This window comes from Microcystis sp. LEGE 08355, from assembly GCF_015207185.1.
Taxonomy (GTDB): Bacteria; Cyanobacteriota; Cyanobacteriia; order Cyanobacteriales; family Microcystaceae; genus Microcystis; species Microcystis panniformis.
The window spans coordinates 1-15242 of record NZ_JADEXI010000046.1 but is presented as its reverse complement, the minus strand read 5'-3'; the positions used below and the strand labels follow the sequence as shown (position 1 = coordinate 15242).

15 protein-coding genes and 2 pseudogenes are annotated in these 15242 nt (G+C 40.2%); 7 read left to right on the top strand and 10 right to left on the bottom strand.

All coding sequences use genetic code 11. The annotated features are described in order from the left end of the window. The 5 genes and pseudogenes from IQ242_RS04225 to IQ242_RS04205 all read left to right on the top strand — a co-directional run. Positions 1-299 (top strand): annotated as a pseudogene (locus IQ242_RS04225) (translational GTPase TypA); the annotation flags it as partial. Positions 300-503: 204 nt separating this feature from the next. Beyond that, the gene (locus IQ242_RS04220) at positions 504-1475 is read left to right on the top strand and encodes a ribose-phosphate pyrophosphokinase (RefSeq protein ID WP_043996996.1); all 972 of its coding nucleotides are present in this window, start codon (positions 504-506) and stop codon (positions 1473-1475) included. Positions 1476-1869: 394 nt separating this feature from the next. Next, positions 1870-2685, top strand: a complete 816-nt coding sequence (locus IQ242_RS04215; protein ID WP_193959133.1) for a TIGR04255 family protein — start codon at positions 1870-1872, stop codon at positions 2683-2685. Then, the gene (locus IQ242_RS04210) at positions 2682-3356 is read left to right on the top strand and encodes a helix-turn-helix transcriptional regulator (RefSeq protein ID WP_193959132.1); all 675 of its coding nucleotides are present in this window, start codon (positions 2682-2684) and stop codon (positions 3354-3356) included. The genes IQ242_RS04215 and IQ242_RS04210 overlap by 4 nt, the downstream gene beginning before the upstream one ends. Beyond that, positions 3322-4194: a hypothetical protein gene (locus IQ242_RS04205; protein WP_228020809.1), complete on the top strand. Its 873-nt coding sequence runs from the start codon at positions 3322-3324 to the stop codon at positions 4192-4194. Before IQ242_RS04210 ends, IQ242_RS04205 begins: the two co-directional genes overlap by 35 nt. Positions 4195-4454: 260 nt before the next feature. Here IQ242_RS04205 and lepB read toward each other — a convergent pair whose 3' ends face one another. Further along, positions 4455-5057 (bottom strand): signal peptidase I, encoded by a 603-nt coding sequence (gene lepB, locus IQ242_RS04200; protein ID WP_193959131.1) that lies wholly within the window; start codon positions 5055-5057, stop codon positions 4455-4457. Between the two features lie 368 nt (positions 5058-5425). Here lepB and IQ242_RS04195 point away from each other — a divergent pair. Further along, positions 5426-7597 (top strand): annotated as a pseudogene (locus IQ242_RS04195) (EF-hand domain-containing protein). Between the two features lie 189 nt (positions 7598-7786). On the opposite strand, the gene IQ242_RS04190 reads toward IQ242_RS04195, so the two are convergent. Then, a complete protein-coding gene (locus IQ242_RS04190; protein WP_272079505.1) occupies positions 7787-7924 on the bottom strand; it encodes a DUF2290 domain-containing protein in 138 nt (45 codons plus the stop codon). A 345-nt stretch (positions 7925-8269) separates the two neighbouring features. Between IQ242_RS04190 and IQ242_RS04185 the strand changes: the two genes are divergently transcribed. After that, positions 8270-9556 (top strand): RNA-guided endonuclease TnpB family protein, encoded by a 1287-nt coding sequence (locus tag IQ242_RS04185; RefSeq protein WP_193959130.1) that lies wholly within the window; start codon positions 8270-8272, stop codon positions 9554-9556. Here IQ242_RS04185 and IQ242_RS04180 read toward each other — a convergent pair. The 8 genes from IQ242_RS04180 to IQ242_RS04145 form a co-directional block, all read right to left on the bottom strand. Continuing rightward, on the bottom strand, positions 9527-10114 hold the full coding sequence (locus IQ242_RS04180; RefSeq protein WP_052277095.1) for a DUF2290 domain-containing protein: 588 nt from the start codon (positions 10112-10114) through the stop codon (positions 9527-9529). The genes IQ242_RS04185 and IQ242_RS04180 overlap by 30 nt on opposite strands. Then, entirely contained in the window at positions 10107-12218 is a 2112-nt protein-coding gene (locus tag IQ242_RS04175; RefSeq protein ID WP_193959129.1) for a DEAD/DEAH box helicase, read from the bottom strand. Before IQ242_RS04175 ends, IQ242_RS04180 begins: the two co-directional genes overlap by 8 nt. A gap of 271 nt (positions 12219-12489) precedes the next feature. Further along, positions 12490-13152 (bottom strand): Na(+)/H(+) antiporter subunit B, encoded by a 663-nt coding sequence (locus IQ242_RS04170; protein WP_185238540.1) that lies wholly within the window; start codon positions 13150-13152, stop codon positions 12490-12492. Then, on the bottom strand, positions 13152-13694 hold the full coding sequence (locus tag IQ242_RS04165) for a DUF4040 domain-containing protein (RefSeq protein WP_193959128.1): 543 nt from the start codon (positions 13692-13694) through the stop codon (positions 13152-13154). Before IQ242_RS04165 ends, IQ242_RS04170 begins: the two co-directional genes overlap by 1 nt. An 8-nt stretch (positions 13695-13702) precedes the next feature. Further along, positions 13703-13972 (bottom strand): monovalent cation/H(+) antiporter subunit G, encoded by a 270-nt coding sequence (locus tag IQ242_RS04160; RefSeq protein WP_002752066.1) that lies wholly within the window; start codon positions 13970-13972, stop codon positions 13703-13705. After that, positions 13969-14220 (bottom strand): hypothetical protein, encoded by a 252-nt coding sequence (locus IQ242_RS04155; protein ID WP_002771873.1) that lies wholly within the window; start codon positions 14218-14220, stop codon positions 13969-13971. The genes IQ242_RS04160 and IQ242_RS04155 overlap by 4 nt, the downstream gene beginning before the upstream one ends. Further along, positions 14217-14600 carry a Na+/H+ antiporter subunit E gene (locus tag IQ242_RS04150; RefSeq protein WP_193959127.1) on the bottom strand — a complete coding sequence of 128 codons (384 nt, stop codon included), beginning with the start codon at positions 14598-14600 and terminating at the stop codon, positions 14217-14219. Before IQ242_RS04150 ends, IQ242_RS04155 begins: the two co-directional genes overlap by 4 nt. Next, positions 14597-15242 (bottom strand): proton-conducting transporter membrane subunit (locus IQ242_RS04145; protein ID WP_305070275.1); only part of this gene is annotated, 646 nt, incomplete at its 5' end. The genes IQ242_RS04150 and IQ242_RS04145, both read right to left, overlap by 4 nt.

Genomic DNA, 15242 nt, shown 5'->3' with positions numbered 1-15242 from the left:
CCCTCAAAAACGCCGAGGACCGGGGGGTATTCTTTATTACTCCGGGGACAAAAGTGTACAAAAACATGATTATCGGCGAAAGTAACCGGCCCCAAGACGTGGAGATCAATATCTGCAAAACTAAACAGTTAACTAACCATCGTTCCGCCACCGGGGATGAATTGGTTCAGTTACAATCCCCCGTGGATATGAGTCTCGAACGCGCCCTCGAATACATTGGACCAGATGAGTTGGTAGAAATTACCCCGAAATCGATCCGTCTGCGTAAATTACCGGTGAAAAAGTTAGCCAAACGTTAATCGGTTTTGACAAAATCCGGCGGCAATTTGGCCAGGGCAATTGCCGCTAAAAGGGGCCGCAACGACTGGAAGATGATCTGTAATTGGTTATGATTGAGATCTAACAAAGAAATCCACTCAGATTTTCAACAAAACTGAGATGATAGAAAAAAGTGCCTTGAGTTTGAGGGTAAAGAATCTGCTGTGAGCTATTCTGCTACTTTGATGCGACATCCGATGTTTCCCGCCGCGTCGGACAGCAATCGTCTGCGTCTCTTTTCGGGATCCGCTAATGTACCTCTCGCCCAAGAGGTGGCCCGTTATCTGGGTATGGATGTGGGACCGATGATTCGTAAACGTTTCGCCGATGGTGAATTGTACATCCAGATTCAGGAATCGATCCGGGGCTGTGATGTCTATTTAATTCAACCCTGTTGCAATCCCGTCAACGATCACTTGATGGAATTGTTGATCATGATTGATGCCTGTCGTCGTGCTTCTGCCCGACAAATTACCGCCGTAATTCCCTATTATGGTTATGCTCGCGCCGATCGCAAAACCGCCGGACGGGAATCGATCGCCGCTAAACTGGTGGCTAATCTGATCACGGAAGCGGGGGCAAGTCGCGTGTTGGCCATGGATTTGCATTCGGCCCAAATTCAAGGTTATTTCGATATTCCCTTCGATCACGTCTATGGTTCCCCAGTGGTGGTGGACTATCTTCTCAGTAAAAAATTACCCGATATCGTCGTGGTTTCTCCCGATGTGGGTGGGGTGGCTAGGGCGCGGGCTTTTGCCAAAAAACTCGATGATGCACCCCTGGCAATTATTGACAAACGCCGGCAAACCCATAATGTGGCGGAAGTGATGAACTTGATCGGCGATGTTAAGGATAAAACGGCGGTTTTAGTCGATGATATGATCGATACGGCCGGTACGATCGCTCAAGGGGCGCAGTTACTGAAAGATAAGGGGGCGCGACAGGTTTATGCTTGTGCCACCCATCCGGTTTTTTCCGGTCCTGCGATCGAGCGTTTATCCAGTGGCATAGTCGAGGAGGTGATCGTTACTAACACGATTCCCGTGCCGCAAGAACATTTTTTCCCGCAACTGAAAGTCTTGCCGGTTGCCCCGATTCTGGGTGAGGCCATATGGCGCATTCATGAGGACAATTCCGTGAGTAATATGTTCAAATAGATGGCCGAATCCCCCTAAAACTAGGGGGAATTTTTATATTTAGCCCTTTTCTGTGGAAATGGGGTGGGTTAATGGCAGTATCAACCACTCCATCTCGCGGAGAGAGGGGGAAGGTGTAGAGAGAGAATCGATCGGAAAATTAAATATAGCAATTCTTAAACTTCACTGGTTATTTCACAGTCTTGCCGTACAATGGAGATACAGAACAGTTCTTCCGATAGTTATTGTGTTCTGAGTGGGTGGGTGGAATTAAATATAAGATGAACGTAGGTTGGGTTGAAGCATGAAACCCAACGCCTGCATGGGTTACGCTACCGCTAACCCATCCTACAAATAATTGTGCCTCCCTACTTATTAGCTAAAAACGCTTAATATAGGAGATAAATAGCCTAAAATGTCCAAAGTGGTCGGTATTAACAATCCACTGATCGATCCAACTCCTCCAGAGGTTCACTTAACTAATGCACCTCTAGTGTCTGTGCTTGGACAAGTACGGTTCCCACAAATTCTGGCCGTTGAGGATAGGAAATTTGTGACTCCATTTCAGGAAGCTATTAGAACAAAGTATCCTAAGTTACGGCAGGAACGAACTTATCAATTAACTTTTGATAATCAAGAAAAAGATGCCGTCAGATCTCAAGCTGAGGTTATCTGGCAATTTACAGATGTCAATAATCATTGGCGAGTCTCATTAGCATCTAATTTTGTCACCTTAGACACATCAAAGTATGTCAGTCGTCAGGACTTTTTAGAGCGAATGAGAGAAGTTTTAACTGCGGTTAATGAACATATTCAACCCAACCTTGTTGAGCGAATCGGTATTAGATATGTTGATCGTATTGAGGGTATTGATGTAGGGAATATTTCTAATTTAGTCAGATCAGAACTGATAAATATCACCGCGTCAACATTTCAAGAACATATTCTTCAAAGTTATAATGAATCTCTGTTTCAGTTACCTAATACCCAAGGGACACTTGTAGCAAGATGGGGATTGATTCCCAGTAACGCTACTTTTGATCCAAATGTCTTTGAACCGATTGATCAACCGAGTTGGTTTCTTGATTTAGATATGTCTATTTCAGAGAATCAAGAATTTGACGTTGAAAAAATTTTAGAGGATGCAAAACGATTTTCTGAAAGAATTTATACTTTTTTTAGATGGTCAGTAACCGAAGAATTTCTAAGACGCTTTGGAGGTGAACAATGAGTAACTTAGTGATTGAACGTTCAAATACTTTTGGCTCAATCAATCCTCAAAAACGATTTAGAATGATTCCTGGTATTGCGGAATCCAGTACCATTGGCTATGATAATCTTGCCGCTCAAAAGTTACTAGCGATTTCAGAAAGAACTAATAGTGAAATAGTTGTTCCGAAGCACAATCCTCATCTTTTTCAAGATAGTCAAAAAGCGATTAATGAACTCAGAAAAACCAGTGGACTGACCTGGGAGCAAGTTGCCAAACTATTTAATGTTTCACGTCGAAGCATTCATTTTTGGGCAAGTGGACAGCCTCTAGCTAGTGACAATGAGGAGAAATTAAATAGATTACTGGGAGTGATTAGATATATTGATCGAGGAAGTGCAAGTCTTAACCGTAAGTTATTATTGAATCCTAATGCTGATGGGGAACTGCCTTTAGACCAATTAATATCAGGAGAATATGATAAAGTAAGAGAGAATCTTGGGCGTGGTAATCCACCCAAAAGACCGCAATTAAGACCTTTGTCTGAGGAGGAGAGTGAGCTTCGTAGGCCTTTACTACCGGAGATATTAATTGATGCTTTACAAGATTCTATTCATCATGATATTGGACGTTCTAGACCTGCTAAAACATTGAGGAGTGACCAAAATCGCAGTGGAAAGCAAACAGATTGATCTCATTAACAATGAGTTACAAACATGGTGTCAAGGGGATTTTGTTTTAGGAGAACAGTCGTTTGTTCATCGATTTAATCCTCAATTTCCTCTTACACCTGATTCTACAAAGCAAGATGCTGAAGAAAATGGTCTTGTAAAATCGGAAGTAAAAGGTCTAGTTGTTGTTACACAAACTTGCGATATTGTCCGTTATTGTTGTGAACGTCCTTTTCTAGAAGTTGTTCCTCTGGTAGAAATTGAAGCTGAAAAAATTAGTGAGATAAAAAAAGGCAGACGACCTCAATACGTTTACATTGAAGGAGTTGCCAAACTAAACTTAGTAGCTGATCTCGATAGGGTAATGACAGTCGAAAAAGCATTAATCTTACAATGGAATCGTCAACAGGGTTGTGTAACTGATCAAGAAAAAAGACTCTTAGCACAAGCGATAGCAAGAAAAAGAATCCGTTTTGCTTTTCCAGATGATTTTGTTCAATTTGTCAGTAAACTTCAAAAACGGATGCAAGATAAGCATACTAAACAAAGTGATGAAGGGGAAGCCTTACGAGCTTTGCGAGAAATTAGAGTTAGTGCAAGACCTTCGTGGAATGATGAAAATCCTGAACTTATGTTTTATTTTATTCGTGAAGAAGAACAAGAGAACTATAATGGCATTGGATGGGACAAATGGCTAGACAAGTGGTTAAATTTATTACCTAACTCTGGACGTTTTCAGTCTGATGGTTTAGTAGTAAGCTTAGAAGATATGACCGCAAAAGATTATGTTGACAGTGATCCACTGGATCTTGATCATTTGTCTATGGCCCAAAGCAATATTGAAAATTTAGATTTATAGAAAACTATAATTACAAAAGTTTTCCAAATATTGTCGCAATTCTGATACTGGTGAGATACAAAGTCTCCAGTTTTAGGGAAGGGGGAGAAACAAGCTGATGGCTAAAAAACTGATAACTGATATTAGCCACTGTACCTCATAATACTGAAAAATCTCTAGTCATTTCGATCGCAATTGAGAAGACCAATATTAGACCAGTGGAGGCTTTCACCGGTCGAGAATGTCTAGAATTTATTGAAAATGACTAAATTTTCTTGACATTAATTCTGATTTGTGGCAGCGTCGGGGTTGTCAAGTCCTCCCAGACGATTGAAGGGCCAAAAACGCACCACAGCGCGACCGATTAAGTTGTCCCGGGGAACGAAGCCCCAAGCGTGGGAATCATAACTATTATTGCGATTATCGCCCAAAACCAGATATTGATCGGGGGGAACTGTCACCGGTCCGTAAGTATAATTAGGTTCTTCGGCGATATACTTTTCCGCTAAAACTTTACCGTTGACGTAAACTAGACCGTCTTTGACTTGCACCTTATCCCCCGGCAGTCCAATCACCCGTTTAATAAAAGCATCGTGAAAATTTTGAGCTTTTAGAGCGGCTGTCGGACTAAAAACCACGATATCACCCCGTTCTGGCTTCTGAAAATGATAGCTAACTTTCTCGATAATTAGGCGATCATTAATCTGGAGAGTGGGTTCCATGGAAGAAGAGGGAATATAACGGGCCTCGGCCACAAAAGTGCGGATGCCAAAAGCCAAAATTCCAGCCGTGACAATGGTTTTAACTGCTTCTAGCCAAGGATTTTCTTGGGGGACGGGAGGGGGAGAAGGTTTTTCGGATTTATGGTTCAAGCTTTCAGCCATAGAATTTTAACTTTTGAGAAGGATTAAGCCAATACGCTCTTTAATTTTCTAGTTTAGTGATATTAACACCGTAGATATTATTTTAAGACAATCTCCCTACATCTACCGGATCACTGTTAATTTGTCAAGGCCGCATTCTGCTGCCGGAAGGGGAATTTCCTCGGGGGTAGAAAAAGGTAAGATTAGTCTATCAAAAAGAAGAGTTTTTCGCCGCTATTAAAGAAAAAACTTGAGAATTCGAGGATTAGACTGCTATCTCCCTTAAAAGTCTCTTCTCCGTCACTACTTGGACCTATGTTTGCACAAATTCCCGAACGATCGATTGGAAACTTGGATATTATTTTAGCAAAACGACTTGACTCAGATTTATGTTTGCACAAATTCCCGAACGCTCGATGCACTATCTGCGATGGGTTCTGACCATCGCTTGGTTAATTCTGATATTTTCTCTATTTTTTGACCCTATTTCGGCAAAATTAACCTATTCTAATAATCTTGCTAGTCCCCTGAGAGTTGCTCGCGATGTGTGCATTAAAGTCCAGGGAGTTTGCCTACCCCAATCCTCCTATCAGTTAGGTGCGCCGATTTTTTGGGGAATAGTGGTTCCTAGTGGCATTTTTATCTTATTAGTATTCGGTCACGAACTCTGGCGGCGTATTTGTCCTTTATCCTTTCTTTCTCAAATACCACGCGCCTTGGGTAAACAGCGTCAGAAAAAACAGACCGATAAATCGGGAAAAGTCCGATCTGAAATCTATAATGTGCCGAAAAACTCGTGGTTAGCTCGGAATTAACTCTATCTACAATCCAGTCTGTTATTTTTGGGTTTATGCGGACGGATTCTTTTTTATAATTCCGATCGCTTAGTCTTGGGTAGCTTTTTAATCTTGACTATTCTAGCGGCGATCTTTGTGGGTTACTGGTATGGAGGCAAATCTTGGTGTAACTATTTCTGTCCCTTGAGTCCGGTTCAAAGGATTTACGGTGAACCGAGGGGTTTACTGAATAGTACCGCTCACGAAGACAGTCGCGGTGGGATTACTCAATCTATGTGTCGTATTGTCCATGAAGATGGTAGCGAACAAAGTGCCTGTGTTGCCTGTCAGAGTCCCTGTATCGATATCGATGCGGAAAGATCCTATTGGGATGGGATTACTAAGAGCGATCACCAATGGCTTTATTACGGTTATTTTGGCTTAGTTTTTGGCTATTTTATCTATTATTATCTCTATGCTGGCAATTGGGACTATTATTTCTCTGGAGCTTGGGCGCACGACGAAAATCAGCTAGAATCCCTCTTTAAACCGGGTTTTTATCTTGCTGGTCAGGCAATTGCGGTTCCGAAGTGGGTAGCTGTTCCCTTAACTTTGGCAATCTGCACTTTTTTGGGTTACTTTCTCGGTAAAAAAGTGGAAAATGCCTATAAAGTCTATAGAATCCGTAAAAAGTCGCCTTTAACTACGGAAATTATCCGTCATCGAGTCTTTACTGTCGGAACTTTTCTGATTTTCAATTTCTTCTTTATTTTCGGTGGTCGTCCTTTTATTAATCTTTTGCCCAAATTTTGGCATTATTTCGCTAGTATTTTACTGGCTGTTTTGAGTAGTTTATGGTTATACCGCACTTGGATGCGGGATCCCAGTCGTTACCAACGGGAAGGACTAGCGGGAAGATTGCGTAAACAGTTGGGTAAACTGGGTCTCGATACGGCTAAATATCTCGATGGGCGATCGCTGGAAACTTTGGACGCGGATGAGGTGTATGTATTGGCCAAGATACTGCCGGATTTCACCCACCAGAAGTGTTTAAAAGCCTATAAAGCCGTGTTAAAAGAGGCTTTGGAGGAGGGATATACTGACTTCGGCCACAGCCTCGAAATCCTGCAACAAATGCGCTTAGAGTTGACGATTACCGAGGCAGAACATCAGGCAATTCTAACAAAGTTGGGTGTGGAATCGGCCGAACTTCTCGATCCGGAAAAGCAGTATAGTCGCGAGGATTGGTTACGTTTGCAGAGTTATCGCGATGCTTTGTTAGAAAGTTTGTTGGTGACATGGAAAAAAGACCCCGATCGCCGGGTGGGGTCAGAATTGCTGGAAGTGTTAACCGGTAAGAGTTCCAGGGAGGCGATCAAGCATTTATTGACGGAATTGCCGGCCGCAGAAACGGAAACTGTCGAGTCTTTGCGTCGCCAGTACGGAGTTACTGGTCAGGAGGAGGAAACGATTCTCCATCGTCCTCTGGCCCGTCAATTATGGCGAAATATCGCCCGCGCTTTTCAGGTCTTTGATCGTCTATCTTTTAGTAGTGACAGCGATCGTGATCAACAGGAAAGAATTTTATTGCAAAGATTCCAGCTATTCGATAGTGATGGTTCGGGACAAATTAGCCTTGAGGAGTTAAAAGCTTGTCTTCAGGCGATCGAACCGGGGGTGACAGACAAGGAAATCGAAGCTATGTTACAGCAGGCCGATACTGGTCGCGATCATCAGATTAGTTTTCAGGAATTTCGCGATCTACTGCACCAATTCCACAAATAAACTGTCTTCAGTTAAGGAGTCTTTATTTTCCCTGACTCCTTTAATTCTCTCAAAAAATAGCTGTTCGCAGGCAGGCACGGATTACCATTATACTAGAAAGTATAAGTCAAGTTGAGGGATTTTGTCAAGCTTTTTTAAGAAAAAATTTCGAGGTTTTGCTGAACTGTATGAGGGTAAATCCGATAGGGACTATAGAGAGGGAGATTTAATGGCAAAATGTAGTATATTTGTTTTTATTTCAGTTATGGTTTCTGGAAATCGCTGATTGTTAAAATTGATCTGCTCGGAATATAGATGATAGGCTGTATTGTAAAAGTTACCTAAAATGTCGGATGAATGCCCCCGCTAGATTTTTCGACAAGATAAGTAGTCGTGCAAAATTAATTTCCTAGTCGAGACAGGAGACAGGAGACTCCGAGACAGGAGACGGGAGACGGGAGAAGGGAGACAGCTATTAGGGATCGGATTTGAGTTTTCAGTTCACTGTTTCCTCACACCAGAAGTCTGACGGAGTAGTGGCTTAGATGTGTAATTAATTTTGCTTAGGTACTTACTCACCTTTGCGGGGGATGAAATCCGACCAGGATATTAACTGCGAAGCACGATTTTAATACTACCATCTGTGGGTAAACTGTGTTATAATTAAACTATCCAATGGTCGAGGATTAATCAATGCTAGTCGTAGAAGCCAAGTTAAAAAACGGGACACCAGAACAATACCAAAAACTTGATGAAGCTATTAGAACTTCTCAGTTTGTACGTAACTCTTGTGTTCGTTATTGGATGGACAATAAGGGGACAACCCGTAATGATCTTCAAAAGCTTTGTGCTGTACTAGCAGACAATAAAGAGACACCATGGGTAAATAAATTAAACTCTCAAGCTCGTCAATCGGCTGCTGATAGAGCCTGGCAATCAATTAGTCGATTTTATCATAATTGTCATGCCAAGATACCAGGTAAAAAGGGTTTTCCCCGATTTAAAAAGCATAGTCGTTCTGTTGAATACAAATTAACGGGCTACAAACTATCTGATGACCGACGTAAAATCAGATTTACCGATGGCTTTAAAGCAGGAGAATTTGATTTATGGTGTAGTCAAAAGACATTAGTTTATTATTCAGAACAACAGATTAAACGGGTAAGAGTTGTTAGACGTGCTGACGGTTATTATTGCCAGTTTTTGATTGACGTAGAACGGCAAGAATACCATAAACCAACGGGACAAATAACAGGAATTGACTTAGGGTTAAAGGAATTTTATACCGATGCCCAAGGCAATACTGTAGAGAATCCACGTTATTTAAGAAAGTCAGAAAAACGACTGAAAAAAGCACAAAGGAGATTATCCAAAAAGTTTCGTCAAGGAAAGAAACAGTCTAACAACTATCACAAGCAACGGATAAAAGTAGCTAGGCTTCATCTTAAAGTGTCAAGACAACGTAAAGACAAAGCAATTAAAGACGCTTTGGCGTTAGTCCAGTGTAATGATCTGGTAGTCTATGAAGCTTTAAAGGTAAGAAACTTAGTCAAAAACCGTAAGCTTGCCAAGTCGATTAGTGATGCTTCTTGGTATCAATTCACTGAATGGTTGAATTATTTTGCCAAGATTTATCGGATTGTTTGTGTTGCTGTTCCTCCCCATTTCACTAGCCAAGATTGTTCAGTTTGTGGGACGAGAGTTCAAAAAACATTAAGCACTAGAACTCATCAATGCCCCAATTGTAAAACAGTCTTAGATAGGGATCATAATGCAGCAATAAATATTCTTAAAAAAGGGTTGCAATATTTGGGAAATCATCTCAACGGTACTGTTGGGCAAACAGAAACCGACCCAAACGCCTTGGGAGAGTCCGGCCTCTGGATTCTTAATGGAGACATTGAGAATCTAAGCTGTCTCGTTGAACAAGGAATTTCCGATAGTGATAGGTCAAGAATCCCCCGTCACAGCGTAGCTTGACGGTGGGAGTATGTCAAGAAGGATAAAAGCAATAAATATGCTGGGTGTTAAAGGGGAGGACACTGGAATTCGGCAGTTTTTGAATTGTCCTAGGGTGAGATGACATCTGGGGTGATGAATCTCTTGAAAATTATCAGGATCGTAATCAAATCTAATCGGTACAGCTACAATATTTTTGGCGATAATATCGGCAAATATCTCGTCTTCTTCATATAGTTCTGGCTCATTTTGAAAAGATTCTAAATAAGGGGATGAGAAGAAAGCTAGTCTATGGGATAATAACTGCGATCCTTGGAAGCGATAAAGTAATTGAATCAAGGCTCCATCAATCATTTTAATATTATAATTCTTCCCGCGATCAAGCTCATCATAAATATCTTGATAGGCAACATTTTTTAGGGCAATGGATAAGTCGGAACTATTGGCATAGCTAATCTCAGAAATATTTTGACTCAATTTATTCAAAGTCGGAAAGTTCTGCTGACTTGATAATCCTACTTCTATCAATTTAGCCGTTAAATTTTTAACATCTTTAAAGATATTCTGAACATTAAGCATTTCTAGACGATTCTTCTAGTATTTTTATTTCATCTGCTGAAAATCGTATTTCACCCCGTTTAGCCTTAGCTAATATTGCTTGCTTTTCCCTGTCATTTTTATCTCTCTTGGTATTAAGAGTATCTCGATAAACCTTCTTCATTTGTTGAAGTTCTTCTGGGGTTGGATAGGTAAACTCAAGAGCAAAATTTCTCGATTTAATTTCCTGAAATTCCGTCTCTAAAGCTTGCATATTTGCTCCATAACCAATAACTCTTAACCAAGCTTTACTTCTAGTCATCGCTGTAAATAAAATATTGCGTTTACTAGCAATTTCTGATGGTGAACCAGAGAAACCTTCTTGAGCGTTAATGAAATAAACCATTGCCGCTTCATTGCCTTTTGCACGATAAATCTGTGTAAAAGCAATCGAGTTTTCTTGAAAAAACTCATCGGGAGAAGATGTGCTGCCTGCTAAATGAGAATTAATATTTTTTGTAAATAACATTTCTCTAGCTTTTCCAAAAACGTTGCGAGCATTTTTAGGTATTGGATGGATAACCATAATATCTTGGCATCTTAATTCATCTTCGTTGAGATTCTTTGCAATTTGTTCCACTAGCCATTCAAATTGCTCCTGGTTGTTATCGAAAGATTTAAAGTTGATAATATCATCGATAGAAGAATGTTCTTCAAGGAATTTAGGACTGGTTTTGGGGGTTCTAATCAGTTTAACAAATTCTCCTGATTTTAATTCTCCTTCTTCAACCTCATAACCAATATCTTGCCATAATTGACGATTATCAAACATTTGAATTAGTCCCTGTGGATAATAAACTCCAAAACCTAGAGCATGAGCAGAGGAAAGAATAGGACGAGAATTTCTGTAACAAGTATTTAAAACTACATCTTGTTGGGGTTCGCTGGGTAAATTCTCCAATTTAACTCTAGGATTACCATGGTTATCATTTCCAAAAATAACTTCGGGAGAATCCATGACTTTACTATTTAAGCTTTGCAACTCATCATAGGCATAAACTAAACGTTTATCATCTTTCAAGATTTCATAGCAGAGTCTTAAGAAGTCTTGAGGAAAATCTTGAGCTTCATCAATTAAAATAACATCATAATATTGATGAAAATTTTTAATCTCTCGCAAGGCTTTTTGACAGGCAAAGTCAAAAGGTTCTTCATGCGAATATGTTAGGTTGTCTGCTTGACTAAAATCTAAATATTCAATATTATGTCGTTTACATAGCTCATAATAAATTCCTTCTATCTTAGGACTTCCCCACGCATGAATAATTTTTACTTTTTCCCAGTCTGGTTCGGAATTTTTATGCTCATAACTAAACCGACTAATTAAATCTTTGTATTGATCCTTTAACGAGCGTGTATAAAAGGTAACAGCAATATTCCAATCGGGATGAGTTGCATGAAGATAAGCTACTTTCAGTGCTAAGACAATTGTTTTTCCCGAACCTGCTAAACCTCTGATTCTTTGTACACCTTTAGTGGTTTCTAAAACAGCCTTATTTTGAGTTTCATCAAGATTAGCGATAGAATCTTCTAATTTTTTTAACTTTGCTCCCCTAGAATCTGGTTTAACAACATAACTGCGAGCGTCTTTTTTTCTAATGGTTGTAACAGCTTGTATGACTGAGTTGACTTTCTCAAAATATTCAGGAGCATTGCCTTGACATTTATTGATAAAATTATCAAGATCTTCATCTTTAATAAGAACAGGATATTCCTCTCGGTTAATTGCTTCTGGATAATTATTCCAAATCGGTGCATAGGTGGCTACAGAAATGCTAACCATTAGCTTTCTTTTTTGAACAAGCTCTTTATAAGACAGCAGTTTTGCTTCTAACTTGGTTATGCTCTCGTCTTGAGTGCCTTCAATATCCAAATCATAATTTTTTCCCTCATCAATATTAAAAATAATAACCCCTTGCTGACGAGAGACTAATAGAGCATCAATTTGATATCCTCCTTGGGGAGTTCCAATAATAGGATAGCCGATATACAATGTTCCCTCTATATCTGTTCTTTCCTCAAAATATTTAGCTAATCTTTGAGAAGATACAGGTTTAGCTGAAGAACCGCGAATAACGTTAACCATAATTTTTACATCGGGAGTTCTTTTAGCAGAATCATTAGATGCCTATTGATTCTTGAGGAGGGCAACAAAATTACTATAGCATTTTTTCAACCATCAAGTCATGTTATGCTCATCGGTTAATCCCCAGTTTTGACCTAAAGCTATAAATTATAGCTATTAAGTAGGGAGGCACAATTATTTGTAGGATGGGTTAGCGGTAGCGTAACATGAGTGGGCGTTGGGTTTCATGCTTCAACCCAACCTACGTTCTATAAATATAGATATTAACCTCTCACAATAAACCGCGATAGCGGATAAAAACGAGGATTACTGCCCAGGAACCTAAAGCTACTTTAACGGCGACTAAAATGTTTAGTATCGGTAAAATACCACCACTAAATAGCGCCCCTAATTCCCCGTGGGGTAACTCAAATCCTGAGAGAGTAATGGCGGCTAAAACAATAAAAACTAAGACGGAAATTTTCTCCCATGTTGCCGCTTGCCAACGGCGATAAATTGCTTGCATCCATTCGGGAGACGAGGTAATTGCTATTAAACCAATTGCCGTACCTCCGGCGACTCCGGCGGCAAAACCTCCCCCCGGACTTAAATGGCCGCGGATAGCTAATTCAATGCCCACTAAAGCGGCAATTGTTGACCCTAAACGGGCTAAAATAATTGAAGGTTGGTCAGTAAATTGATGGATTTTACTGGCGGGTTTTTCGGTGGCTAAAAGAAAATTTGCTCCCATAATCGCAATGGTAAAAACAACCACTTCATAGATGGTATCGTAGAGACGATTACGAAAAATAACCACCGAAACCGCATTAGGAACACCGCCGTCGCGCACCAGCGATTCAACAATTTCTAAGGATGATATAGAGGAAGCAGTATTGGGAATAATTACCATTTTGATAGCGAAGGCAATGGCGGCTAGAGTATAAATCCATTTCATTAGTGTTTCTCCTCTAATTTGGGGGTTTCAATACAGGTTAAAATCGTGTTGGCTGCCGTTAATTCATTTTTAAAAATATCGTAGAGATAGGGTAATCTAATTGTGGTTTCGTAGGGGATGGTTTCTGGATTGTCTTGACGGATACAGACGGCATGAACCTCTTTATCAATAAGTGCCTGTTGCAAAGCTTGTTTATCACTATAGGCAACTAATTCTAAACGCATAAAACGTTTACTTAAAACCGTTTGTAGTTGAGTTTTTAACTGTTCTAAAACTGTATCGGTTTCCTCGGCAATTACTCCTAAACGCATCACTAAAGAGGAACGAATCGCCACCGCGTAGAGAGTTACGGCTAACATGGTTCCCATCAAAGCTTCGGTTAAAGATACATCTGCTGCCCCTAATAAAGCATAAACTAAAGCGGCTATTGCCCCTAAAACTCCACGAATTACTAAAGCTTGGTAGGGATTGGATTGTAACATCACCATCGCCGCAGTTAAAGGCAAGAGGGCAACAATAACATAGAGATAACTTTCATTCATCTTTAATTTTACTCTCGATCGCTAGAAGTATAAGCTAAAACGTAGCCTAACATGGTGTTCCAAATTGCTAGGGAAATTATTGCCAATAATAATAAAGGCCAATTTTGGGGAACTTTCAAAAGTAGCCCGAAAATAATCGCCATGGAACCCAAGGTATCAGCGACAGATAGACCGTGTAATTTATATAATACCGAGCGCTTGTCTAAAAGATGCGCCGTTCCCCAAAACCAGAAAAAAACTCCGATAGCGATGCAGATATAACTGAAAATGTCAATCATGATTCGTTCAATCGTTTAAGAATTTGTGCTAATAACATAAAGCCGGCATTACCGACACTGAGAATAATCACTGCTACCACTCCAATCATCCAATCATCCCGCAGAACTGACACCACTAGAATAATAATCGATGATTTACTGGAAGCACTGGCAAAGGCGGCCATTTTTTGCCAGATGTCATCATTTCTTGCCACTTCATAAAGGGGAATTAATAAAGCGACAATCATGGCAATGAGAACAATATTCATCCCTGGGAACTCCGTTTAATTACATGAACTTCATAACCCTCATTTTCCTTGTATTCGGTGACGATAGTTTTCGGGGTAAAGGTAATGAGAAATATATCCCAAAAAGCCAATCTGGGTGAACGTTTACCCGACATTCTCTCGAAAATAATTTCTTCTTCTTTGTGGGGACGAAAGATGATTTCAAACGCTTCCTTATAAGCTTGGGGAATAGCCATAAAGACTTTAATTATTACCTTTAACCAATCGCCTAAAGTTTCGCTAGAGGCGAAATTACGGGGCAAAAGAAAAGCAATAGCAACCCCGATCATAATATTAGCAGGGGTGAAATTAGCGGTGAGCAAAAACCACATAGTTAAACGCAGAATTATATGTCCGATCATGCGAATACCATCCAAAATAATAGAACTAACATTATACTCATCATACCGACGAGATTATCAAATTGTTCCCAGGCTCGCGATAATTTTATGGATAACTTTTTGAAAACTCCCAGATATAACCACCACCCGGCACCGATGACAGCTAAAGCTTTGATAATATTGGGTAGATTATAAGCTTCAACATAGACGGCATTGGATAAAAATAGGGCGGCAAGGAGCAGAATTATTGCTGTCCAGAAACCGATAGTTAGCTTCTGTTTGCTTTCGCCACCTGCGTGGGGTAAAAAGATAAATTTAGCAAAGGAAATCGCCGTCCCCACCGCCACAAGATTGATCATAATCTCTTGCCAGGGGACTAAATTTTTCATGGTTAACGCTTTTGCCCCAAAACCGGATAATAGGGGGAATCCAGAGATAGAAAAACTAGCAACCACTAGGGCAATCCAGAGAGAATTAGGGAGCGATTGTTGCTGCAATTCTTTAAAATTGCGACTGGGTAAAACTCCCGCTAACAGAAATAGGCAAGATTTAACTAAACCGTGGGTAAGGGTATAAAAACCACTGACTACCGGGGCGGCTAAAATAAAACCTAACTGGGAAATAGTATGGAAGGCTAACATCCGCTTGCTATCCTTTTCAAAC

Excerpts from the sequence above, each read along its gene's own strand:
- IQ242_RS04220 (WP_043996996.1), top strand. The coding sequence starts at position 504 with ATGCGACATCCGATGTTTCCCGCCGCGTCGGACAGCAATCGTCTGCGT.
- IQ242_RS04215 (WP_193959133.1), top strand. The coding sequence starts at position 1,870 with ATGTCCAAAGTGGTCGGTATTAACAATCCACTGATCGATCCAACTCCT.
- IQ242_RS04210 (WP_193959132.1), top strand. The coding sequence starts at position 2,682 with ATGAGTAACTTAGTGATTGAACGTTCAAATACTTTTGGCTCAATCAAT.
- lepB (WP_193959131.1), bottom strand. The coding sequence starts at position 5,057 with ATGGCTGAAAGCTTGAACCATAAATCCGAAAAACCTTCTCCCCCTCCC.
- IQ242_RS04185 (WP_193959130.1), top strand. The coding sequence starts at position 8,270 with ATGCTAGTCGTAGAAGCCAAGTTAAAAAACGGGACACCAGAACAATAC.
- IQ242_RS04180 (WP_052277095.1), bottom strand. The coding sequence starts at position 10,114 with ATGCTTAATGTTCAGAATATCTTTAAAGATGTTAAAAATTTAACGGCT.
- IQ242_RS04175 (WP_193959129.1), bottom strand. The coding sequence starts at position 12,218 with ATGGTTAACGTTATTCGCGGTTCTTCAGCTAAACCTGTATCTTCTCAA.
- IQ242_RS04170 (WP_185238540.1), bottom strand. The coding sequence starts at position 13,152 with ATGAAATGGATTTATACTCTAGCCGCCATTGCCTTCGCTATCAAAATG.
- IQ242_RS04165 (WP_193959128.1), bottom strand. The coding sequence starts at position 13,694 with ATGAATGAAAGTTATCTCTATGTTATTGTTGCCCTCTTGCCTTTAACT.
- IQ242_RS04160 (WP_002752066.1), bottom strand. The coding sequence starts at position 13,972 with ATGATTGACATTTTCAGTTATATCTGCATCGCTATCGGAGTTTTTTTC.
- IQ242_RS04155 (WP_002771873.1), bottom strand. The coding sequence starts at position 14,220 with ATGAATATTGTTCTCATTGCCATGATTGTCGCTTTATTAATTCCCCTT.
- IQ242_RS04150 (WP_193959127.1), bottom strand. The coding sequence starts at position 14,600 with ATGATCGGACATATAATTCTGCGTTTAACTATGTGGTTTTTGCTCACC.